Here is a 22,390-nt window from a genome sequence, read left to right as displayed (position 1 = left end):
GAAAATGTTTGCAATCGATTGCAGAGCGGTGCAGCCTGCGAAACGGGAGAGAGGGGCGATCATGCAGACCATCAAGGGGCCGGCACTGTTCCTGGCGCAGTTCATCGGCGATGCCGCGCCCTTCGACAGCTGGGACGGCATCACCCGCTGGGCGGCCGGGCTGGGCTATGCCGGCGTGCAGGTGCCGGTGGGTGATGCCCGCATCCTGGACCTGGACCGCGCCGCCGAATCGCAGGGCTATCGCGAGGAATTCCTGGGCATCGCCGCGCAGAACGGCATCGCGGTGACCGAGCTTTCGGCGCATCTGGAGGGCCAGCTGGTCGCGGTGCATCCGGCCTATGACGCGGGTTTCGATGCCTTCGCGCCGCCCGCGCTGCGCGGCAGGCCGCGGGCGCGGCAGGAATGGGCGGTGGGCCGGGTCGCCCGCGCCATCCGGGTCAGCCGGCTGCTGGGTCTCGACCGCATGGCGGTGTTTTCGGGGGCGCTGGCCTGGCCCTATCTCTATCCCTGGCCGCAGCGCGCGCCGGGGCTGGTCGAGGCGGCTTTCGACACGCTGGCGGCGCGCTGGCGCCCGCTGCTGGACCTGGCCGAGGATCAGGGCATCGACATCTGCTATGAGATCCATCCGGGCGAGGATCTGCATGACGGCGCGAGCTTCGAGATGTTCCTGGACCGCATCGGCCAGCACCCGCGCGCGAACCTGCTTTACGACCCGTCGCATTACGTGCTGCAACAGCTTGATTATCTTCAGCATATCGACATCTATCACGATCGCATCCGCATGTTCCACGTCAAGGATGCCGAGTTCAACCCGACCGGGCGGCAGGGCGTCTATGGCGGCTTCCAGCCCTGGGCGCAGCGCGCCGGGCGCTTTCGCAGCCCGGGCGACGGGCAGGTGGATTTCAAGGGCGTGTTCTCGAAGCTGACGCAATACGGCTTCGACGGCTGGGCGGTGGTGGAATGGGAATGCGCGCTGAAGCACCCCGAGGACGGCGCCCGCGAAGGCGCGCGTTTCGTGCGCGACCACATCATCCGGGTGACGCCGCATGCCTTCGACGATTTCGCGGCCAGCGCGGTGGACCGCGCCGCCATCGACAAGGCGCTGGGGTTATGAGGCGGATCCGGCTGGGCATGGTCGGGGGCGGGCAGGGGGCCTTCATCGGCAGCGTCCACCGCATCGCCGCGCGGATGGACGGGCAATATGAATTGGTCGCCGGGGCGCTGTCCTCGGACCCCGCGCGGGCGCAGGCCAGCGCGGATGAGCTGGGCATCCGCAGCTATGCCGATTTCGCCGAGATGGCGCGGGCCGAGGCGGCGCGGGCGGACGGGATCGAGGCGGTGGCCATCGTCACCCCGAACCACATGCATGCCGCCCCCGCCGTGGCCTTTCTGGAGGCCGGTATCCATGTCATCTGCGACAAGCCGCTGGCGGCGACGCCCGAACAGGCGGCGGCGATCGCCGCGGCCGCGCGGGCCAGCCGGGCGCGGTTCTTCCTGACGCATAATTACTGCGCGCTGCCGATGGTGCGCGAGGCGCGGGCGCTGGTGGCCGAGGGGGCCCTGGGGCAGCTGCGGCTGGTGCAGGCGGAATACCTGCAGGGCTGGCTTGCCGATGCCGCGCAGGGCAAGCAGGCGGAATGGCGCACCGATCCGGCCCGTGCCGGTGCAGGGGCGCTGGGGGACATCGGCACCCATGCCTGGCAGCTGGCGGCTTTCGTGACCGGCGCGGTGCCGGCGCAGGTCTCGGCGGATCTGTCCAGCATGGTGCCGGGCCGCATGGTCGACGACGACGCGCGGGTGGCGCTGCGCTATGCCTCGGGCGCCAAGGGCGGGCTTTGGGCCAGCCAGGTCGCGGTCGGGCAGGAGAACGGACTGTCGCTGCGGGTCTTCGGCAGCGAGGCGGCGCTGGAATGGCGGTTGCAGGATTGCGAGCGGTTGCTCGTGACCCGCAAGGACGGGCCGGCGCGCATCCTGACCCGGGCGCAGGACCGCGGCGCATCCTCGCGCACGCCGCCGGGCCACCCCGAGGGCTATCTGGAGGGGTTTGCCAATCTTTACAGCGACATCGCGCGGATCATCCGGGGCGATGACAGCCCGGCCGACCGGGTGCCGGGGCTGGCGGACGGGCTGTCCGGCATGGGGTTCATCGCCGCCGCCCAGGCCTCGGCCGCGCAGGGTGGCGCCTGGGTCGAGGTGGCGCCATGAGCGTGCTGGCGCTGGAGAATGTCGGCAAGAGCTTCGGCCCGGTCACGGTGCTGCACGGCATCGACATCGCGCTGGAACCGGGCGAGGTGCATGCGCTGATCGGCGAGAACGGCGCCGGCAAGTCCACCATCATGAAGCTGCTGGGCGGGTTCCTGGACCCGAGCTCGGGGCAGGTGCTGCTGGACGGCCGGCCGGTGCGCTTTGCGAGCGGCCCCGAGGCCGAGGCGCAGGGCATCGTGGTCATCCACCAGGAATTCAACCTGGCCCGCGACCTGACGGTGGCCGCCAATGTCTTCCTGGGCCGCGAGCCGGGCGGCTGGCGGCTGGATCACGCGGCCATGCGGCAGGCGACGGCGGCGCTGCTGAAACGCCTCGACAGCCCGATTTCGCCCGATGCGCTGGTCGGCGATCTGTCGGTGCCGGACCGGCAGATGGTCGAGATCGCCAAGGCGCTGTCCAGGAACGCCCGCGTGCTGATCATGGACGAGCCGAGCGCGGTCCTGACCCATCGCGAGGTCGGCGCGCTTTACGCGCAGATCGAGCGGCTGCGGGCCGAGGGCGTGGCGGTGCTTTACTGCTCGCACCGGCTGGACGAGGTGGCGCATCTGGCCGACCGCATCACCGTCCTGCGCGACGGCCGCGTCGTGCGCCGGGCGCTGCGCGGCGAGCTGACGCAGGACGGCATGGCCACGGCCATGGTCGGGCGCGAGTTGCAGGATTTCTATCCGCCGAAGGGCCGGCCCGGCGACGAGATCGCGCTGGAGGTGCGCGGCCTGTCGGTGCCGGGCCGGGTGCATGACGTCAGCCTGAGCCTGCGCCGGGGCGAGGTGCTGGGGCTGGCCGGGCTGGTCGGCTCGGGCCGCACCGAACTGGCCGAGGGCATCGCCGGGCTGCGCCCCGCCAGCGGCGAGATCCGCATCGACGGGCGGCCGGTCGGCATCCGCTCGGCCGGCGACGGCTTTGCCAATGGCCTCGCCTATCTGACCGAGGACCGCAAGGAGGCCGGGCTGCTTCTGGAAAAGCCGCTGCGCGAGAACCTGACGCTGGCGGCGCTGGAGCGTTTCGGCCGCTGGCGCATCGACCGCCGCGCCGAAGAGGCGGCGCTGGACCGCGCCACGCAGGATTTCGACATCCGCGCCCCGCGCCGCGACATGGTGGCGGGCAAGCTGTCGGGCGGGAACCAGCAGAAGCTCCTGCTGGCCAAGACCATGCTGACCGATCCGCGCATCCTGATCATCGACGAGCCGACGCGCGGCATCGACGTGGGCACGAAAAGCCAGATCTATGCCTTCATCCGCCAGCTGGCGGGGCAAGGGCTGAGCGTCATCGTGATTTCCAGCGAGATGCCCGAGGTGATCGGCCTGGCCGATCGGGTGCTGGTCATGCGCGAGGGCCGGCTGGCCGGCGAATTGCAGGGCGCGGCCCTGACCGAGGACAATATCGTGCGCCTGGCCATGGGCGTGAGCGAGGCGGCATGAGAAAGATCGACTTCCACACCCTGGGCCCGCTGATCGCGCTTGTCGCGCTGGTCGTGCTGGGGGCCAGCCTGAACAGCGCCTTCCTGGCGCCGGCGAACATCACCAACGTGTTGGCGCGCTCGGCCTTCATCGGCATGATCGCGGTGGGCATGACCTTCGTCATCACGGCGGGCGGGCTGGACCTGTCCGTGGGCTCGATGGCCGCCTTCCTGGCCGGAATCGCCATCATCGCCATGAATGCGCTGGTGCCGAACCTTGGCACGCATTGGGGCACCATCCTGATCGGCATGGGGGTGGCGATCCTGGGCGGGCTGGCCGCCGGATACCTGAACGGCGCGCTGGTGACCAAGGCGCGGATCGAGCCCTTCATCGTCACCCTGGGCACCATGGGCATCTTTCGCAGCCTGGTGACCTGGCTGGCCGATGGCGGCACGCTGTCCCTGGATTACGCGCTGCGGACGCTGTATCGCCCGGTCTATTACGGCGGCATCGGCTGGATCACCTGGCCGATCATCTGCTTTGCGCTGGTCGCCCTGCTGGGCGAATGGATGATGCGCCATTCCCGGTTCGGCCGTCATGTCGAGGCCATCGGCTCGAACGACCGGGTGGCGCGCTATTCCGCCATCGACGTGAACCGGGTGCGGCTGTTGACCTATGTCCTCTTGGGCCTGCTGGTCGGGCTGGCGGTGGTGCTTTACGTGCCGCGGCTGGGCTCGGCCTCGGGCTCGACCGGCGTGTTGTGGGAGCTGGAGGCCATCGCCGCCGTCATCATCGGCGGCACGGCGCTGAAGGGCGGGCGCGGCCGGGTCTGGGGCACGGTGATGGGCGTGCTGATCCTGTCGCTGATCGACAACATCCTGAATCTGGCGAACCTGGTCAGCCCCTATCTGAACGGGGCGATCCAGGGCGTCATCATCGTTCTTGCTGTCGTGTTGCAGCGGGAAAAACATGCCGCCGGCGAGCGGTGACCTCTGGGAGGAGAAAGACATGAAACGCAGAAGCCTGATGCAGGGCGCCGCCATGGCGGGGCTGCTGGCGATGACCTGGGGCAGCGCGGCGCTGGCGCAGGAGGGCGAGAAGACGGTGATCGGCGTCGCCATCCCTTCGGCCACGCATGGCTTCATGGGCGGGCTGAACTGGCACGCGCAGGACACGATCAAGCGGCTGGGCGCGGCCTATCCGAACCTGGAATTCGTGCTGTCCACCTCGGGCGACAGCGCCAAGCAGGTCAACGACATCGAGGACATGATGGCCACGCGCGACATCGACGCGCTGGTCGTGCTGCCCTTTGAATCGGAACCGCTGACCGCGCCGGTCAAGGCGGTGAAGGACGCGGGCAAGTTCGTCACCGTGGTCGACCGCGGCCTGTCGCAGGAGGGGATCGAGGATCTGTATGTCGCCGGCGACAACACCGCCTTCGGCCGGGTCGCGGGCGAATATTTCAAGGCGAACCTGAAACCCGGCGCCAAGATCGTCGTGCTGCGCGGCATCCCGACCACGCTGGACAACGAGCGGGTCGAGGCCTTCCAGAAGGCGCTGGAGGGGTCCGAGATCGAGATCCTGGACATGCAGCACGGCAACTGGAACCGCGACGACGCCTTCAACGTCATGCAGGACTATCTGGCGAAATACCCGCAGATCGATGCGGTCTGGGCGGCGGACGACGACATGGCGGTCGGCGTGCTGGAAGCCATCGCCGCCGCCGACCGCCAGGACCAGATGTGGGTGATCGGCGGCGCCGGCATGAAGGAGATCGTCAAGCGCATCATGGAGGGCGACAAGCAGCTGCCGGTGAACGTGACCTATCCGCCGGCGCTGATCTCCTCGGCCATCGAGATGACGGCGCTGCATTTCGTCTCGAACGCGCCGATGACGGGGCGGTTCATCATCGGCAGCCAGCTGATCACGCCCGAGAACGCCGAGAAGTTCTATTACCCCGACAGCCCGTTCTGATCTCAGGCGGGCTGGCGCGCCAGCAGCGCGCGCAGCTCGGGCCGGCACGAGCCGCAGCTGGTGCCGGCGCCCAGGGCCTCGCCGATGGCCTCGACCGAGGCGAGACCGCGGCTGATGCCGTCGAGGATGGTGTTCACGCCGACGCCCAGGCAGGCGCAGACCACGGCGCCCCCGTCGGGGCGGTCGCCGCCGGGCCGGCCGGCCAACAGGCCGGGCTCGCAGGGGTTGCCGAGCGCCGCGGCCAGGTGGCTGCGCGACAGGGCGACGGGGCCGGGCGCCACGAACAGCGCCGCCTGCACCCTTCCGCGCCGCGCGAAGGCCAGCCGCAGGATGCCGCGCCGGTCGTCGCGCAGGACCTGCGGCGGGTCGTCCAGCCCGAACAGGCGCTGCGCGGCTTGCGCCCAGTCCTCGGGCGGCGCGGTCCCGGCCAGCTCGGCCTGGAAGCCGCCGGGCAGGGTGGCGCTGGCCCAATAGTCGCAATCGGGCGTCATGGCGCGGGTCGAGACGGCGAAGCCGTACCAGGCCGCCGGGAACGGCCGGATCGCGACCGCGGCGGATTTCAGCGCCGGCTGGCCCGAGATCGGGTCGGCCAGCCCCGGCACCAGCGCATCGACGCGGCCCGAGGGCGCGGTCTGGCCCGTCCAGTGCATCGGCGCGAAGGGATGGCCGGGCGCCACGCGGTCGGTCACCAGCACGCGCAGGATGGCGCGGCCCAGCGGATTGGCGATCTCGGCCAGGGTGGCGGGTTCCAGGCCCAGGCGGGCGGCGTCCTGCGGGTGCAGCTCCAGAAAGGGCTCGGCCAGGTGGCGCGACAGCCGCGGCGCGCGGCCGCTGCGGGTCATCGTGTGCCAATGGTCGCGCACCCGGCCGGTGTTCAGGCGAAAGGGATGCGCGGGGTCCGGGGCGGGCAGGGCGGGGGTCACGGCGACCATGCGCGCCCGGCCGTCCGGGTGGTGGAAGCGCCCGTCGCCGAAGAAGCGGCCGCCGCGTTTCCGCGCCGATTGCGGCCAGAGGAAGGGCTGCATCGTCTCATAGCCGTCGGGCGTGATGCCGGCATGGTCCGAGATGTCGAAATCGCTGCCCAGAGCCCCCGCCACGCCCGAAAGCGCGGCATGTTCGGCAAAGACCTCGGCCGGGCCCTGCCAGGCGAAAGCCGCGCCCCAGCCCATGCGCGCCGCCACATCGGCCAGGATGCGCCAGTCGTCGCGGGCCTGGCCCGGCGCGGGCAGGGCGCGGCGCTGGCGGCTGATGCGGCGTTCGGAATTCGTCACCGTGCCGTCCTTTTCGCCCCAGCCGGTGGCGGGCAGCAGCACATGCGCCAGCCGCGCCGTGTCGGTGGTCGCGAACAGGTCCGAGACCACGGTGAAGTCGCAGCCGGCGATGGCGCGGGCCACGCGGTCCGCCTCGGGCATGGTGACGGCGGGGTTGGTGCAGATGATCCACAGCGCCTTGATGCGCCCGGCCTCGACGGCGCGGAACAGGTCCACGGCCTTGAGGCCCGGCTTCTCGGCCATGCGCGGGGCGGCCCAGAAGCTCTGCACCGCGGCGCGATGCGCGGGGTTTTCCAGCGCGAGGTGGCAGGCCAGCATGTTCGCGAGCCCGCCGACCTCGCGCCCGCCCATGGCGTTGGGCTGGCCGGTGACGCTGAACGGACCCATGCCGGGGCGGCCGATGCGGCCGGTGGCAAGGTGGCAGTTCAGGATCGCATTCACCTTGTCGGTGCCCGAGTCGGACTGGTTGATGCCCTGGGAATAGACGGTGACGACCTTGTCCGAACCGCACCACAGGTCGAGGAAGCGTTGCAGGGCGCTGTGCGGCAGGCCGGTGGCGGCGGGGGTGGTGGCGCGGGCGGCCGCCAGGGCCTCGGCCAGGCCCTGCGGCGCCTGCGAGACCAGGCCGCGCCGGTCGATGTCCGCCAGCAGCAGGTTGAACAGCGCCGCATCCGCGCCCGGCGCGATGGCAAGATGCAGGTCGGCGATGTCGCAGGTGGCGGTGCGGCGCGGGTCGATGACGACGACCCGCGTGCCCCGCGCCGCGCGCGCCGCCGCCAGCCGCTGGAACAGCACCGGATGGCACCAGGCCAGGTTCGAGCCGACCAGCACCACCGTATCGGCCTGTTCCAGATCCTCGTAGAGCCCGGGCACGGTGTCGCTGCCGAAGGCCCGCCTGTGGCCCGCGACCGAGGAGGCCATGCAGAGCCGCGAGTTCGTGTCGATATTGGCGCTGCCGATGAAGCCCTTCATCAGCTTGTTCGCGACATAGTAATCCTCGGTCAGCAGTTGCCCCGAGACATACATCGCCACCGAATCCGGGCCATGCGCGGCGATGGTGTCGGAAAAGCGGCGCGCGACCAGGTCCAGCGCCGCGTCCCAGCCGGCCTCGCGCCCGTGGATGCGCGGCGCCAGCAACCGGCCGTCCAGCGCCACGGTCTCGCCAAGCGCGGCGCCCTTGACGCAGAGCCGGCCGAAATTCGCCGGATGCTCGGGGTCGCCGGCGATGCCGAGACCCCCGAGCCCGTCCGGCGTCGCCAGCACGCCGCAGCCGACGCCGCAATAGGCGCAGGTGGTGCGGATGGCGGGGCGGGGCGCTGCCATGTTCATGGCGTCACTCGGCCGCGACGGCGGGCGCCTGCGGCGCCGGCTGGTGGGTCGGCGCGCGGTCCAGCTCGGGCCGGGTCTTGTGATGCGTGGCATAGATCACCCCTCCGACGAAGGTGATGCCGCCGACCATGTTGCCGATGACGGTCGGGATCTCGTTCCAGATCATGTAATCGGCGATGGTGAAATTGCCGCCCAACAGCAGCCCGGCCGGGAACAGGAACATGTTCACGATGGAATGTTCGAATCCCATGTAGAAGAACAGCAGGATCGGCATCCACATCGCCATGATCTTGCCCGAGACGCTGGTGGACATCATCGCCGCCACCACGCCGGTCGAGACCATCCAGTTGCACATGACCGCGCGCACGAACAGCGTCAGCATCCCGGCCGCGCCATGGGCGGCATAGCCAAGCGTGCGGCCCTCGCCGATATGGCCGATCTTTTCGCCGACGGCGTTCGGGGCCTCGGACCAGCCGAAGGTGACGATGATCGCCATGAACAGCGCCACGGTGAAGGCGCCGGCGAAATTGCCGGCAAAGACCAGCCCCCAGTTGCGCAGCATGCCGCGCAGGGTGACGCCGCACCGCCGGTCGATCAGCGCCAGCGGCACCAGGGTGAAGACGCCGGTGAGCAGGTCGAAGCCCAGCAGGTAGAGCATGCAGAAGCCGACCGGGAACAGCAGCGCGCCCAGCAGCGGCTCGCCGGTGTTGACGGTCACGGTCACGGCGAAGGCGGCCGACAGCGCCAGGATGGCGCCGGCCATATAGGCGCGGATCAGCGTGTCGCGCGCGGACATGAAGACCTTGGCCTCGCCGGCGTCGATCATCTTCTTCGCGAAATCGGCGGGGGGAACATAGGACATGGGCTGGCTCCTCAGGCGGCGTTGCGGGAACGGATCAGGCTGGCGTCGATCAGGACGCGGCCCTGGTCGACGCGGACGGGATGGGTGCGGACCCGGCCCTCGTCGGCGCCCTGCGCGGCGCCGGTGTTCAGGTCGAAGACCCAGTTGTGCAGCGGGCAGGTGACCGAGGTGCCGTGCACGATGCCCTCGGACAGCGGGCCGCCCTTGTGCGGGCAGCGGTCGTCCAGCGCGAAGACCCGGTCGTCCGCGGTGCGGAACACCGCGACGCAGCCCTGCGCGGTCCTGACCAGCCGCGCGCCCTGGCGCGGAATGTCGTCCAGCGATCCGATGTCGACGAAGATGGTCATTCCGCAGCCTCCAGCGTCAGGTCGGCAAGGGGCGCCCAGCGGGGCGTCTCGGTCGGGGTGGAAAGCTCGGCCCAGGGATCGCGGCGATAGACCGACTGGCTGATCTCGAAGCGCTCGACCAGGGCGGCGCGGGTGGCCGGGTCGTCGATCTGCGCCTTGATCCAGTCCAGCCCGACCTTGTCCATCCATTTCCAGAGCCGGTCGAGATAGCGCGCGTTTTCGCGGTAAAGCTGGGTCACGGCCAGGATGATCGCGATCGCCTCGTCCTCGGAGGGGGTCGAGGCCAGGGCGACGGTCTCCTTGACCTCCATCCCGGCGGCGCCGCCGATCGAGATGTTGTAGCCCGAGTCGACGCAGACCACGCCGATGTCCTTGCAGGTCGCCTCGGCGCAGTTGCGCGGGCAGCCCGAGACGCCCAGCTTCAGCTTGTGCGGCGTCCAGGACCCCCACATCCGCTTTTCCAGCTTGATGCCGAGGCCGGTCGAATCCTGCGTGCCGACGCGACAGAATTCCTTGCCGACGCAGGTCTTGACCGTGCGCAGCCCCTTGGAATAGGCGGCGCCCGAGACCATGCCCGCCGCGTTCAGGTCGTTCCACATATGCGGCAGGTCCTCCTTGCGCACGCCCAAGAGGTCGATGCGCTGGCCGCCGGTGACCTTGACCATGGGGACGTTGTATTTCTCGGCCGCGTCGGCGATGGCACGCAGCTCGGCCGGCGTGGTCACGCCGCCCCACATGCGCGGCACCACGGAATAGGTGCCGTCCTTCTGGATATTGGCGTGGTTCCTTTCGTTGACGAAGCGCGACTGGCGGTCGTCGCGGTATTCGAGGGGCCATTCCGCCAGCAGGTAATAGTTCAGCGCCGGGCGGCAGGAATGGCAGCCGCCCACGGTCTTCCAGCCCAGTTCCTGCATCACGGCGGGGATCGACTTCAGCCCCATGCTGCGGATCAGGCGGCGCACGTCCTCGTGGCTGTGGTCGGTGCATTTGCACAGGCCGGCCGGGGTCTCGGCCACCGCGCCGCCAAGCGCCAGCGCCATGACCTGCTGCACGAGCCCGGTGCAGGTGCCGCAGGAGGCGCTGGCCTTGGTGCAGCTTCGCATCGCATCGAGCGTATGGGCGCCGCCCTGCGCGGCGGCCATGATGGTGCCTTTGCAGACGCCGTTGCAGCCGCAGATCTCCGCCTCAGGCGGCAAGGCTGCAACGGCCGCCATAGGGTCCAGGCTGGGCCCCCCCTGGAAGGCCGGGCCGAAGATCAGCGTGTCGCGCATCCCGGACACGTCGGTGCCGTCCTTCATCAGCCCGTAGAACCAGCTGCCGTCGGCGGTGTCGCCATACATGACCACGCCGGCGATGCGGTCGTTTTCCAGGACCAGCCGCTTGTAGATGCCGCGGCCGGGGTCGCGGAACACGATATCCTCGCGGCCCTCGGCTTCGGCGAAATCGCCGGCGCTGAACAGGTCGCAGCCGGTGACCTTCAGCTTGGTCGCGGTCTGGACCGGGGCGAAGACCGCCGCCTCGTCCATCAGCGTGCGGGCCAGCACCTTGGCCTGGTCGTAAAGCGGCGCGACCAGGCCGAAAAGCTGGCCGCGATGCTCGACGCATTCGCCAAGCGCGAAGACATGCGGGTCGCTGGTGCGCATGGCGTCGTCGACGACGATGCCGCGCTCGACCTCCAGATGCGCGTCATTGGCCAGCCGCGTCTCGGGGCGGATGCCGACGGCCATGCAGACCAGATCGGCGGGATAGACGGTGCCGTCCTCCAAGAGCACCGCCTCGGCGCGGTCGTGGCCCAGGATCGCCTTGGTCGCGCCCTTGCAATGCACGGTGATGCCGCGCTTTTCCAGGTCGCGTTGCAGCAGGTAGCCGGCGGCGGGATCAAGCTGGCGCTCCATCAGGTGGCCCATCAGGTGGATGACGGTGACGCGGGCGCCCCGCGCCGCCATCCCCGCCGCCGCCTCGAGGCCCAGAAGGCCGCCGCCGATCACCACGGCGTCCTTGCCTTCGGTCGCCATCATCGCCTGCGTGTCCTCGAGGTCGCGATAGGCGACGACGCCGGGCAGGTCCTTGCCGGGCACCGGGATGATGAAGGGCGCCGAGCCGGTGGCGATGACCAGCGCGTCATATTCGGCGCTGGAGCGGTTGGAATGCACCACGCGCCCCGCGCGGTCGATGCGGACCACCGGCTCGCCGAAGCGGCAGGTGACGCCATGCGCGGCATACCAGTCGGCATCGTGGGTGACGATCTGTTCATAGGTCTTTTCGCCCGACAGCACCGGCGACAGCATCAGCCGGTTGTAATTGCCGCGCGGCTCGGCGTTGAACAGGGTCACGTCCCAGGCATCGGGCGCGGCGTCGAAAAGCTGTTCCAGCATCCGGCCCGAGGCCATGCCGGCACCGATGATGACGAGTTTCTTCTTCATGGCGGACCTCAGGCGGTTTGCAGGGCGGGTTGCAGGCGGCGGATCGAGGCGTGCATCCACAGAAGGCAGGCCGCGACCAGCAGGAACAGCACGGCAAAGCAGCTGGACCACAGCCCGGTCTGGTCCTTGAGCCAGCCGAAGAGCAGCGGCAGGGCAAAGCCGCCCAAGCCGCCGATCATGCCGACGAGCCCGCCGACGGCGCCGACATTGCCGGGGTAATAGCTGGGGATGTGCTTGTAGACGGCGGCCTTGCCCAGGCTCATGAAGAAGCCCAGCGTGAAGATCGTGACCAGGAAGCCGGCGACCGTCAGGCCGGGCAGCAGCGTCAGGATCGCGGTCGCGGCCAGCGAGACGGCGAAGGTCGCATACATCACCCGCCGCGCCCCGATCCGGTCCGACAGGTGCCCGCCATAAGCGCGAAACACCGAGGCCGGGATGGAATAGGCCGCGCCGACCATGCCGGCGGTGCGGATGTCGAAGCCATAGACGCCGATCAGGTAATGCGGCAGCCACAGCGCCAGCGCGACGAAGGCGCCGAAGCTGAAGAAGTAATAGGCCGCGAAGCGCCAGACCTGCAGGCTCTTCAGCGGCGCGAACTCGGCGCGCAGGCTGCGCAGGGGCAGGCTGCCCTGGCGCCGGGCCGCGGTCAGCGGGTCGTCCCTGGAAAAGACCCAGAACAGGATCGCGGTCAGCGCCAGCGCCGCGGCCCAGATCTGCGCCGTCGCCTGCCAGCCCCAGGCCAGCATGACGAAGGGGGCCGCGAACTTGGTCACGGCGGCGCCGACATTGCCCACGCCGAAGATCCCCAGCGCGGTGCCCTGCCGATCGGCCGCGTAGAAGCGCGAGACATAGGCCACGCCGACGGCGAAGCTGCCGCCGGCCAGGCCGACGCCAAGCGCCGCCAGCAGCATCTGCGGATAGCTGTCGGCCCAGCCGAGCAGCCAGGTCGCGGCGGCGGCGGCCAGCATGGTCAGCGTATAGACCGCGCGGCCGCCGATGCGGTCGGTGGCGACGCCAAGCGCGACCCGCACCAGCGAGCCGCTGAGGATCGGGATGCCGACCAAGAGGCCGAACTGGGTCTCGGTCAGCGCGAGCTGCTGCTTGATCTGGATGCCGATGATGGAAAAGATCGTCCAGACCGCGAAACAGACGGTAAAGGCCGCGGTCGACAGGCAAAGCGCGCGGCCGGAATCGGGATGGGTCGGGGGCATGGCGGACATGGGTGCTCCGATGGCGAAACTGGGGTCAGTGGCTGTCGGAAAGCGGCGCAGGCAGAGATGCTGTCCCGTGGGACAGACGGCAAACCGCAGCGGATCGCTTTCGGAAAGGTTGCCGCATCGTTGCGAGCGGGCCGGTGGCGCGCCATTGCGCCGGGCCATGTCCAAGGAATTGCCGGAGTGCCGCGACGATGCAAGCGCGGCGGTAGAGTCCGGGCCGGATTTCGCGGTCGCTGCGCTGCGGCGCATGATTTTCATGCGGCTGCGGCGGCGAGTGCCTGCAAATCGGTCAGTTCCGGGACGGCAGCGGCGGTTCGAAGGTGAAGCCGTCGAAGAAGCCGTCGGCGCGCAGAATCATCTGGCCCTTTTCCGCCGGCACCACGCGGTCCTCGACCAGCGCGCCCTCGATCCGGGCCGAGGCGCCGGGCAGCGCCGCGCCGGCCGGGCGCAGGTGCTGGCGATACAGATCGGTGCGGAAATGCCGCATGGCCGTCAGCATCGCGGGCGTCTCGGGCAGGCCGTGGCGGCGGGCGATGCGGCCGGCGATCAGCGCGGCGATGCTTTTCCACGGGAAGCTGGCCGCGCCGGCGTGGAAGGCGACGAAATCCGGCGCCGCGCGCATATGGCCCGCGGCCGAGATCATCAGCCGGCCCGTCAACCCGCGCTCGGCCAGCACCGGCGGCAGGTCGAGATATTCGGCGCGCGACAGGATCTCGGCGGCGGTGCCGCGATGCTCGGGCGCGTCCAGCCAGCGCCCGGCCCGCCACAGCGCCCGCATCAGGGCGCCGGTCTCGTCGGGGCGGGTCTCGGCGAAATCGCGGCGCAGGACCAGGCCCTTTTCCGGCGGCGCGCGCCAGATCGCGGTGCCGGGCAGCAGCAGCGCCGCGACCCCGCGCAAGGCGGCGACGCTGGCCCAGGGCTCGCCCACGCAGAAGGCATCGACCTCGCCCGAGGCCATGGCATCGGCCATCATCGGCGGCGGCAGGGTGACGAGCTCGACCGCATTCGGGGCGAAGCCGCTGGCGTTCAGCCACAGGCTGGTGAGCTCGAGCTGGGTCGAGAAGGGGAAGGGGACGCCGACCCGCAGCCGGCCCGCCACCACGGCGCGCAGCGCGCGGCCCGCCGCGCCGGCGTCGCGAAAGGCGAAATCATGGCCGGCGTCGCGCAGCCGCGCTTCCAGCGCGCGGTTGACGGCGATGGCCTGGCCGCCATGCGACAGGAACATCACCAGATCCATCGCCGGCAGCGCCGGACCCAGCCCCAGCGCCTGGCCCAGCGGCATCGGCACCAGCATATGCGCCGCATCGACCAGCCCGGCGCCCAGCATGTCGCGGATCTGCGCCCAGGCGCCGAAGGCCTGCAACTCCAGCGTCAGCCCTTCCTCGGCGGCGAAGCCCAGCTCGCGGGCCATGACCAGCGGCGCGGCGTCGATCAGCGGCAGATAACCCAGGCGCAAGCGTTTCATCGGCCCAGAAGCCCCGCCGCCATGACCAGCTGCTGCGCGATCTCGGCCATGCGCTTGCCCTGGTCCATCGCCGTCTTGCGCAAGAGCGCATAGGCGGCCTCTTCATCGAGGCCGCGCGCCGACATCAGGATCGCCTTGGCGCGGTCGATGACCTTGCGTTCCTCGAGCGCGGCGCGGGTCGCGGCCAGTTCGGCGCGCATCTGCTGGAAGACGTTGAAACGGGCGATGGCGGCGTCGAGGATCGGCTTGATGCGTTCGGGGCGCAGCCCGTCGACGACATAGGCCGAAATCCCGGCCTCGATGGCGGCGCGGGTCAGGGGCTCGTCCGAGCGGTCGACGAAGACCGCGACCGGGCGCTCGGACGGGCCCGAGGCCAGCGCCAGTTCCTCGAGGATGTCGCGCGAGGGGTTGGCGATGTCGATCAGCACGACGTCGGGGCGCAGCTCGGTCACCTGCCGCGCCAGGCCGGATTGCTCGGCGATGATGCGGATGTCGTGATCGCCGGCAGCGCGCAGCCCCTCGGCGATGGGCCGCGCGCGGTCCGGGTCGGGTTCGACGACGACGATGACGAGCTTTTGCTGCATGGCGGCCCTGCTGTTCGTCCCGCGCTGGCACGGCGCCGGGCGCGGGGCAAGCCGTCAGGGCAGCGCGCGCGACGCCATGCCGGCGCTGCCCGGTTTGCGGGCATCCGCGCGGCGCATCTGCCTGCGCGGCAGCCGGGCGCGGAATCGCAGCCGGTTAAGCCCTTGGTCGCAGAAACGCCCGTCGGGGTTTGATCTGGCGCGCGCCCGGGTCAAGCTTCCCGTCAGGGAGAAAGACTATGTCACATATGGACCACGTCGATGCGCAGGCCGTGACGCATCTGGCGGCCAGCGTCGCGCAGGGGCTGGTCGGGCACGAACGGCTGGCCGAGCGGCTGGTGATCGCGCTTCTGGCCGGCGGCCATGTCCTGCTGGAGGGGCCGCCCGGCATCGCCAAGACCCGCGCCGTCAAGCGGCTGGCGGATTGCCTGTCGGGCAGCCATGCCCGCATCCAGGCGACGCCGGACCTGCTGCCCTCGGACCTGACCGGCACGCAGGTCTATCGCGCCGGCAGCGGCGGCTTCGACTTCGTGCCCGGCCCGATCTTTCATTCCCTGGTGCTGGTGGACGAGATCAACCGCGCCCCGCCCAAGGTGCAATCCGCGCTGCTGGAGGCGATGGCCGAGCATCAGGTCACGACCAGCGGCGTCACCCGGCCGCTGCCCGATCCCTTCATGGTCGTCGCCACGCAGAACCCGATCGAGCATGAGGGCACCTTCCCGCTGCCCGAGGCGCAGATGGACCGCTTTCTTCTGCACCTGCGGCTGGAGCTGCCCGATGCCGGGGCCGAGCGCGGCATCCTGGACCTGGTCGAGGCCGAGGGGCTGGCGCCCGAGCCCGGCCCGATGCAGCGCATCTCGGACGGGCAGATCCGGGCGGCGCGGCAGCAGGTGGCGGCGGTGCATCTGGCGCCGGTGCTCAAGGATTTCATCGTGCGGCTGGTGATGGCGACCCGGCCGGGCGGGGCGGTGCATGAATGGGTCGAGCACCCGGTCTCGCCGCGCGGCACGCTGGCCTTGGCGGCGGCGGTGCGGGCGCGGGCCTGGATGCAGGGCCGCGACCACGGCCTGCCCGAGGACGCCGAGGAACTGGCCGAGGACGCGCTGGCGCACCGGCTGATCCCCAGCTGGCGCGCCCAGGGCGAGGGACGCAGCGGCCGCAGCCTGATCGCCGATGCCCTGCGCGCGGTGCGGCCGTGGTAGGGTTGCCCGCCGCGCTGCCCGCCGCGCTGGACCGGCCGGGCCTGCGGCTGACGGCGGCCGAGCTGATGGCGCTGCGCCCGCCGGCGCGGATGCAGCGCCAGCGTCCGGCCAGCCGCCGCCCCGGCGCCATCCCGGCGCGGGTGGCGGGACAGGGCATGGACCTGCGCGAGATCCGCGCCTTTGCCGAGGGCGACGACCTGCGCCGCATCGACCCGGCCGCCACCGCGCGCACCGGGCAGTTGCACGTCCGCAGCTTTCACGAGGATCGCGACGACAGCACGCTGCTGATCGCCGATTTCCGCCCCGCCATGCTGTGGGGCACCGGCACGGCGCTGCGCTCGGTCCGGGCGGCGCGGCATCTGGCGATGCTGGGCTGGCGGGCGGTCGGGCGCGGCGGCTCGGTCGGGCTGCTGGTGCTGGGCGCCGGCGCGGCCCTGGCGCTGAACCCGGCCGGGGGCGTGGCGCAGATGCAGGCCGTGGCGCTGGCCATGGCGCGCGGCCATGACGCGGCGCTGCTGGGACGTGCCGCCGGGGGCGCCGATGCCCCGCCTCTGGCTCCCGCGCTGGCCCGGGCGATGCGGATGCTGGCACCGGGCGGGCGCGTCCATCTGGCGACGGGCCCCGAGGGGCCGGCCGGCGCCGATGCCGCCCTGCGCCGCCTGGCGCAAAGCCGGCGGTTCGAGCTGCACCTGGTGCTGGACCCGGCCGAGACCGCCCCGCCCGCCGCCGCGCTGGCGGTCAGCGACGGCAGCCGCAGCCGCCACGGCCGGCTGTCGCGCCATGATCCGCAGCCGCTGCTGGCGCATCTGCGTGCCTTGGGCGCGCATCCCCGGTTGGTGACGGACGATGACGCCGGCTGAGCTGGTGGCGCAACTGGCGCCCTCGCGCCTGCCGCCGACCATGCAGGCGCCGGGCTGGCCGGAATACCTGGCGCTGTTCGGGCTGGGCCTGCTGGCCGGGCTGGCGCTGGCCTGGCTTTTGTCGCCGCTGCTGGGCCGGCGCCTGTCGCGGGCCGAGCGGATCCGGCGCACCCGGGGCCTGCCGGCCGGCGAAAGGCTGCTGGCCATCGCCCGCATCCGCGGCGGCCTGCCGGCGGCGCTGCGCCCGGCCGCCTATGGCGCCGCCCCGCCGCCGCCCGACGCCGAGATCGAGCGCATCGCCAGGCGAGGTCGCTGATGGGTTTCGCCTTTCCGCTGGCCTTGGCCCTGCTGCCCCTGCCGCTGCTGATGCGGCTTTTGCCGCCGCGCGCGGCGCAGGGCGGGCTGCTGGTGCCGGCGCATGTGCTGGCCGGCACGACCGGCGGCGCGGCGCGGCGCGGCTGGGTGCTGGCGGCGCTGGCCTGGGCGCTGATGGTTCTGGCGCTGGCCGGGCCGCAGATGCAGCGGCAATCGGCGCTGCTGCCGGCCTCGGGCCGCGACATCGTGCTGGCGCTGGACCTGTCGGGCAGCATGGAGAAACAGGATTTCAGCCTGGACGGCCAGCCGGTCTCGCGGCTTCAGGCGGTCAAGCGGGTCGCCGCGGGCTTTGTCGCGGCACGCAAGGGCGACCGCATCGGGCTGGTGGTCTTTGGCGACCGCGCCTATGTCGCGCAGCCGGTGACCTTCGACGTCGAGGCCGTGGCCCGCGCCATCGAGGAGGTGCAGATCGGCATTTCCGGCCGCGCCACCGCGATCTCGGACGGGCTGGGCCTGGCGATGCGGCGGCTGCTGGACAGCGATGCGCCCACGCGGGTGGTGGTCCTGCTTTCAGACGGGGTTGCGACCTCGGGCAAGGTCGGCGCGGTCGATGCGGCGCGGCTGGCGGCGACGCATGGCATTCGCGTCCACACCATCGCGCTGGGTCCCGACGACCTGGAAACCCGGCCGAAGTCGCGCGACGCGGTAGATGCCCGGATGCTGCGCGAGATGGCCGAGGCCTCGGGCGGGACCAGCTTCCGGGTGCGCGGCATGGAGGATCTGCGCGCCATGGCCGCGACGCTGGATCGGCTGGAGCCGAACCCGGCCGAGCGCCCGCCGCTGCGCTTCTGGCAATCGCTCTGGGCCTGGCCCGCGGCGCTGGCGCTGGCGCTGGTCGCGCTGATCGGATGGAGGCGCGGATGATCCTGCTGCGCCCCTGGTGGCTGGCGGCGCTGCCGCTCGTGGTGCTGGCGGCGTGGCTGCGCTGGCGGCGCGGGCCGGATGCCGGCGGCTGGCAGGCGGTGCTGGCGCCGCCGATGCTGACGGGGCTGGCGGCGCTTGGCCTGATCCGCGCCGCGCCGGGCTGGCTGCGGCTGCTGCCCTGGGGCGGCGGGCTGGCGCTGGCGCTGGGTCTGGCCGGGCCCGCGGTGCCGCGCGCCGATGCGCCGGTCTTTGCGCAAAGCGACGCGGTGGTGATCGCGATGGACCTGTCGGATTCGGTCCTGCGCGGCGGGCTGGCCGATGCGCAGGCGGGCGCCGCGCAGGTCATGGCGGCGCTGCCGGGCCGTCCGGTCGGGCTGATCCTCTATGCGGGCGAAGCCTATGCCGCCGCCGCGCCCACCGCCGATCCGCGCGTGCTGGAAAGCCTGCTGGCGGTGCTGGACCGCGACACCATGCCCGACAAGAGCAGCAATCCCGCCGCCGCGCTGGCGCTCGCCGGACAGATGCTGGCGGGGCTGGCGCGGGGCGACCTGGTGCTGATCTCGGACGGCGGCGGCGTCGATGCGGCGGCCGAGGCCGAGGCGCAGCGGCTGCGCGCCGCGGGGGTGCAGGTGCAGGCGCTCAGCGTCGCGGGCGATCCCGCCGCCGATGCCGGGGCGCTGACGCGGATCGCGCGCCGGGTGGTGCCGGCGACGGCGCCGGGGCCGGTGGTGGCGGCGCTGTCGCGCTCGGCGCTGGGGGACGACCCGGCGATGCGGGCGCTGCAATACCGCGACCTTGGCCCCTGGATCGCGGCGCTGGCGCTGCTGCCGCTGCTCTGGCAATTCCGGAGGCAGGCATGAGGCGGCTTATCGCCGCTGCCGTCGCGCTGGCGGCTCTGGCGCTGGCCGGGCCGCAGGCGCTGGGACGGGTGGCGCTGTGGGCCGGGCTGCCCGGCCTTGCCGCCCCGCTGCTGCCCGACCCGGCCGAGCGCGGCGTGGCGCTGTATCGCGCCGGCGCCTATCCGGCCGCCGATGCGGCCTTTGCCGCGGCCGGGCGGACGCAGACCTATAACCGCGGGTTGAGCCTGGCCGCCACCGGGGAATACGCGCTGGCGCGGGCCTATTTCGACGCGGTGCTGTTCGCCAATCCCGCCGATGCCGAGGCGCGCCGGAACCGCGAGGCGGTCAATGCGCTGATCCCGCCCGAGCGCGGCGACAGCAGCGTGCCCGGCCGCATCGCCGGCGCCGGCGGGCTGGGACCGGCCGGGCCGACCGAGACCACGACCTCGGGCGTGCTGATGATCAACTGGAAGCGCGACGTCGAGGCGCGCGGCATTGCCGCCAGCGACGAATGGCTGGCGACGCTGGCCGACGATCCGGGCGCGTTCCTGCGCCTGCGGCTCAAGGCGGAATACGACCGCCGCGCCGCGCTTGGCCTGATCCGCCCGGCCGAGGGCGAGCCATGGTGAGGCTGCTGCTTCTGCTGCTGCTGCTCATCGCCGCGCCGGCCGCCGCGCAGGACCGGTTGCGCATCGAGCTGCCCGAGGCCCACCCGGTCGTGGGCGAGATGATCCGCCTGACCGTGCGCGGCGAATATACCGGCTTCGTGGCGCTGGAAGAGATGAGCTTCCCGGACTCGCCGGCCTATGACTGGATGCAGCTTCTGCCCGACGACTGGCGGCAGGAGCGGGTGAACGGCCTGCCGCGCCAGGTCTTCGAGCGCCAGATCGCCGTGTTTCCGCGCCAGCCCGGCAACCTGGTCATCGGTCCGGTCACGCATCACCTGACCAAGGCCGATGGCGCGGCCCGCAGCGTGGTCGATGTGACCGCCCCGGCGGTCTCGGTCGCCGTGGCGCCCTATCCGGCGCCGGGGCTGCCGCTGGCGGCGCGCAACCTGAAGGTCACGGACGAGCTGTCGGACGACCCGGCGCGGATCCGCGACAACCAGACCATCCGCCGCCGCATCACCATCACCGCCGAGGACACCATGGCGCATCTGCTGCCGAAGCGCCCCGACCTGCGCGAGGCCTGGCTGATCAGCTTCACCGCGCCCGAGATCCGCGAGACCCGGCTGACCGAGCGCGGCCCGCTGGCCTTCGTGCAATGGGAATGGAGCCTGCGGCCGATCACCGGCGAACAGGGCACGCTGCCGCCGATCCGGTTTTCCTGGTTCGACCTGGCCAAGCGCGAGCTGCGCGGCGCGATCACCCAGCCGATCATCTTCGGCTATGGCTATGTCGGGGCGAATGTCGGCGGCGGCGCCGGGGTGCCCGGCCTGTGGCTGGGCGGGGCCGCCGCCCTGGCCGGGTTGGCCGTGGCGCTGGCCTGGGCGCTGCGCGGCCAGGGGCTGCGGGCGCCGGACTGGCGGCGCTGGCTGCCGAACCCGCATGCGGCGGCCTTGCGCCAGGCGGCGGCCGCGGGCGATCTGCTGGCGCTGCGCCACGCCGCCCGCGCCTATGCCGACCATGCCCGCCGCGCTGGCCGGCCGGTCGATGCGGCGGCGCTGGAGCGGCTGGACCGGGCGATCTTTTCGCCGGGGGCGGGCGGTTTCGACACGGCCGCCTTCCTGCGCCAGATCAGCAAAGGTTAAGCCGGCGGCTTTCGCCGTTTACAAGAACATTCCGCGAACATACCATGCCGCCATGGCACGGCGAACTCTGCAGCAGAAACTGGCGATTCTTTCGGATGCGGCGAAATACGACGCCTCCTGCGCGTCGAGCGGCACCACGCGGCGCGATGCCCGCCAGGGCGGCATCGGCTCGGCCGGCGGCACCGGCATCTGCCACGCCTATACGCCGGACGGGCGCTGCGTCAGCCTGCTGAAGATCCTGATGACGAATTTCTGCATCTACGACTGCGCCTATTGCGTGAACCGGGTCAGCAGCAATGTCGAGCGCGCCCGCTTCTCGCCCGAGGAAGTCGTCGAGCTGACGCTGGAATTCTATCGCCGCAACATGATCGAGGGGCTGTTCCTGTCCTCGGGCATCATCCGCAGCCCGGACCAGACCATGGGCGACATGGTCCGCATCGCGCGGATGCTGCGGGTCGAGCACGGCTTTCGCGGCTATATCCACCTGAAGACCATCCCCGAGGCCGCGCCCGAACTGGTGGCGCAGGCCGGGCTGCTGGCCGACCGGCTGTCGGTCAATATCGAGCTGCCGCAGGACCAGAGCCTGCGCCGGCTGGCACCGGAAAAGCGGCCCGAGACGATCCGCGCCGCCATGGCCGACATGCGGCTGGCGCGCGAGGCGGCGGGCGAGACCTCGCATCGCGGCAAGCGCCCGCCGCGCTTTGCCCCGGCCGGGCAATCGACGCAGATGATCGTCGGCGCCGATGCGACGCCCGACCGCGAGATCCTGCGCACTTCGGCCCGGCTTTACGCGGGCTATGACCTGAAGCGGGTGTATTATTCGGCCTTCAGCCCGATCCCGGATGCCTCGGCCACGCTGCCGCTGGTCAAGCCGCCGCTGATGCGGGAACACCGGCTGTATCAGGCCGACTGGCTGATGCGCTTCTATGGCTTCGAGGCCGAGGAGATCGGCGCGGCGCGGCCGGACGGCAACCTGGACCTGGCGCTGGATCCGAAGCTCGCCTGGGCCCTGGCGCATCGCGGCGACTTTCCGCTGGACGTGGCGCGGGCCTCGCGCGAGCAATTGCTGCGCGTGCCGGGCTTTGGCACCCGCACCGTCGCCCGCATCCTGGCGGCGCGGCGCAACGGGCCGCTGCGCTACGCTGATCTGCTGCGCATGGGGGCGGTGATGTCGAAGGCGCAGCCCTTCGTCACCCTGCCCGACTGGCAACCCGGTGCGCTGACCGACAGCGCCGGGTTGCTCGCGCGTTTCGCGCGGGCGCCCGAGCAATTGTCGCTGTTCGGATGATCCGGGTCGAGCTGCCGCGTTTCGACCGGCTTGCGGCCTGGCGCGAGGCCGCCCGCCGCTTGGCCAGCGCCCGCATCGAAC

General features: G+C 71.5%; 20 protein-coding genes. 13 read left to right on the top strand and 7 right to left on the bottom strand.

The window, feature by feature from the left end:
• Positions 1-61: 61 nt before the first annotated feature.
• The 5 genes from PARN5_RS0119485 to PARN5_RS0119465 are packed head-to-tail and all read left to right on the top strand — an operon-like array spanning position 62 to position 5,636.
• The gene (locus tag PARN5_RS0119485) at positions 62-1,114 is read left to right on the top strand and encodes a sugar phosphate isomerase/epimerase (protein WP_018001448.1); all 1,053 of its coding nucleotides are present in this window, start codon (positions 62-64) and stop codon (positions 1,112-1,114) included.
• Positions 1,111-2,205, top strand: coding sequence for a Gfo/Idh/MocA family oxidoreductase (locus PARN5_RS0119480; RefSeq protein ID WP_018001447.1), 1,095 nt, complete (start codon positions 1,111-1,113; stop codon positions 2,203-2,205). The genes PARN5_RS0119485 and PARN5_RS0119480 overlap by 4 nt, the downstream gene beginning before the upstream one ends.
• Positions 2,202-3,683, top strand: coding sequence for a sugar ABC transporter ATP-binding protein (locus PARN5_RS0119475; RefSeq protein ID WP_018001446.1), 1,482 nt, complete (start codon positions 2,202-2,204; stop codon positions 3,681-3,683). The genes PARN5_RS0119480 and PARN5_RS0119475 overlap by 4 nt, the downstream gene beginning before the upstream one ends.
• A complete protein-coding gene (locus tag PARN5_RS0119470) occupies positions 3,680-4,651 on the top strand; it encodes an ABC transporter permease (RefSeq protein WP_018001445.1) in 972 nt (323 codons plus the stop codon). The genes PARN5_RS0119475 and PARN5_RS0119470 overlap by 4 nt, the downstream gene beginning before the upstream one ends.
• A gap of 19 nt (positions 4,652-4,670) precedes the next feature.
• A complete protein-coding gene (locus tag PARN5_RS0119465) occupies positions 4,671-5,636 on the top strand; it encodes an ABC transporter substrate-binding protein (protein ID WP_026155585.1) in 966 nt (321 codons plus the stop codon).
• A gap of 2 nt (positions 5,637-5,638) precedes the next feature.
• On the opposite strand, the gene PARN5_RS0119460 is transcribed toward PARN5_RS0119465, so the two are convergent.
• The 7 genes from PARN5_RS0119460 to PARN5_RS0119430 form a co-directional block, all read right to left on the bottom strand.
• Complete coding sequence (locus tag PARN5_RS0119460; RefSeq protein ID WP_157404103.1) at positions 5,639-8,230, bottom strand: nitrate reductase; 2,592 nt, start codon at positions 8,228-8,230, stop codon at positions 5,639-5,641.
• A 10-nt stretch (positions 8,231-8,240) separates the two neighbouring features.
• Positions 8,241-9,098 (bottom strand): formate/nitrite transporter family protein, encoded by an 858-nt coding sequence (locus tag PARN5_RS0119455; protein ID WP_018001442.1) that lies wholly within the window; start codon positions 9,096-9,098, stop codon positions 8,241-8,243.
• An 11-nt stretch (positions 9,099-9,109) separates the two neighbouring features.
• A complete protein-coding gene (gene nirD, locus PARN5_RS0119450; RefSeq protein WP_018001441.1) occupies positions 9,110-9,445 on the bottom strand; it encodes a nitrite reductase small subunit NirD in 336 nt (111 codons plus the stop codon).
• Entirely contained in the window at positions 9,442-11,868 is a 2,427-nt protein-coding gene (gene nirB / locus PARN5_RS0119445) for a nitrite reductase large subunit NirB (RefSeq protein WP_018001440.1), read from the bottom strand. The genes nirD and nirB overlap by 4 nt, the downstream gene beginning before the upstream one ends.
• Before the next feature lie 8 nt (positions 11,869-11,876).
• On the bottom strand, positions 11,877-13,088 hold the full coding sequence (locus PARN5_RS0119440; protein WP_018001439.1) for a nitrate/nitrite transporter: 1,212 nt from the start codon (positions 13,086-13,088) through the stop codon (positions 11,877-11,879).
• A gap of 286 nt (positions 13,089-13,374) precedes the next feature.
• Complete coding sequence (locus PARN5_RS0119435; RefSeq protein WP_018001438.1) at positions 13,375-14,550, bottom strand: CmpA/NrtA family ABC transporter substrate-binding protein; 1,176 nt, start codon at positions 14,548-14,550, stop codon at positions 13,375-13,377.
• Positions 14,547-15,134 (bottom strand): ANTAR domain-containing protein, encoded by a 588-nt coding sequence (locus PARN5_RS0119430; protein ID WP_018001437.1) that lies wholly within the window; start codon positions 15,132-15,134, stop codon positions 14,547-14,549. Before PARN5_RS0119430 ends, PARN5_RS0119435 begins: the two co-directional genes overlap by 4 nt.
• A 236-nt stretch (positions 15,135-15,370) precedes the next feature.
• Between PARN5_RS0119430 and PARN5_RS0119425 the strand changes: the two genes are divergently transcribed.
• The 8 genes from PARN5_RS0119425 to PARN5_RS0119390 are packed head-to-tail and all read left to right on the top strand — an operon-like array spanning position 15,371 to position 22,309.
• Positions 15,371-16,333 carry an AAA family ATPase gene (locus PARN5_RS0119425; protein ID WP_026155584.1) on the top strand — a complete coding sequence of 321 codons (963 nt, stop codon included), beginning with the start codon at positions 15,371-15,373 and terminating at the stop codon, positions 16,331-16,333.
• A complete protein-coding gene (locus PARN5_RS0119420) occupies positions 16,327-17,193 on the top strand; it encodes a DUF58 domain-containing protein (protein ID WP_232419502.1) in 867 nt (288 codons plus the stop codon). The genes PARN5_RS0119425 and PARN5_RS0119420 overlap by 7 nt, the downstream gene beginning before the upstream one ends.
• The gene (locus PARN5_RS0119415; RefSeq protein WP_018001434.1) at positions 17,180-17,509 is read left to right on the top strand and encodes a hypothetical protein; all 330 of its coding nucleotides are present in this window, start codon (positions 17,180-17,182) and stop codon (positions 17,507-17,509) included. Before PARN5_RS0119420 ends, PARN5_RS0119415 begins: the two co-directional genes overlap by 14 nt.
• Positions 17,509-18,432 carry a VWA domain-containing protein gene (locus PARN5_RS0119410; protein ID WP_018001433.1) on the top strand — a complete coding sequence of 308 codons (924 nt, stop codon included), beginning with the start codon at positions 17,509-17,511 and terminating at the stop codon, positions 18,430-18,432. Before PARN5_RS0119415 ends, PARN5_RS0119410 begins: the two co-directional genes overlap by 1 nt.
• A complete protein-coding gene (locus tag PARN5_RS0119405; RefSeq protein WP_018001432.1) occupies positions 18,429-19,292 on the top strand; it encodes a vWA domain-containing protein in 864 nt (287 codons plus the stop codon). Before PARN5_RS0119410 ends, PARN5_RS0119405 begins: the two co-directional genes overlap by 4 nt.
• A complete protein-coding gene (locus PARN5_RS0119400) occupies positions 19,289-19,900 on the top strand; it encodes a hypothetical protein (RefSeq protein WP_018001431.1) in 612 nt (203 codons plus the stop codon). Before PARN5_RS0119405 ends, PARN5_RS0119400 begins: the two co-directional genes overlap by 4 nt.
• Positions 19,894-21,021 (top strand): BatD family protein, encoded by a 1,128-nt coding sequence (locus tag PARN5_RS0119395; protein ID WP_018001430.1) that lies wholly within the window; start codon positions 19,894-19,896, stop codon positions 21,019-21,021. The genes PARN5_RS0119400 and PARN5_RS0119395 overlap by 7 nt, the downstream gene beginning before the upstream one ends.
• A gap of 52 nt (positions 21,022-21,073) precedes the next feature.
• Positions 21,074-22,309, top strand: a complete 1,236-nt coding sequence (locus PARN5_RS0119390; protein ID WP_018001429.1) for a putative DNA modification/repair radical SAM protein — start codon at positions 21,074-21,076, stop codon at positions 22,307-22,309.
• Positions 22,310-22,390 lie beyond the last annotated feature (81 nt).

The organism is Paracoccus sp. N5, assembly GCF_000371965.1.
Classification (GTDB): Bacteria; Pseudomonadota; Alphaproteobacteria; order Rhodobacterales; family Rhodobacteraceae; genus Paracoccus.
Note: the sequence above shows the minus strand (reverse complement) of the source record. Positions and strands in the feature narration are given on the sequence as shown.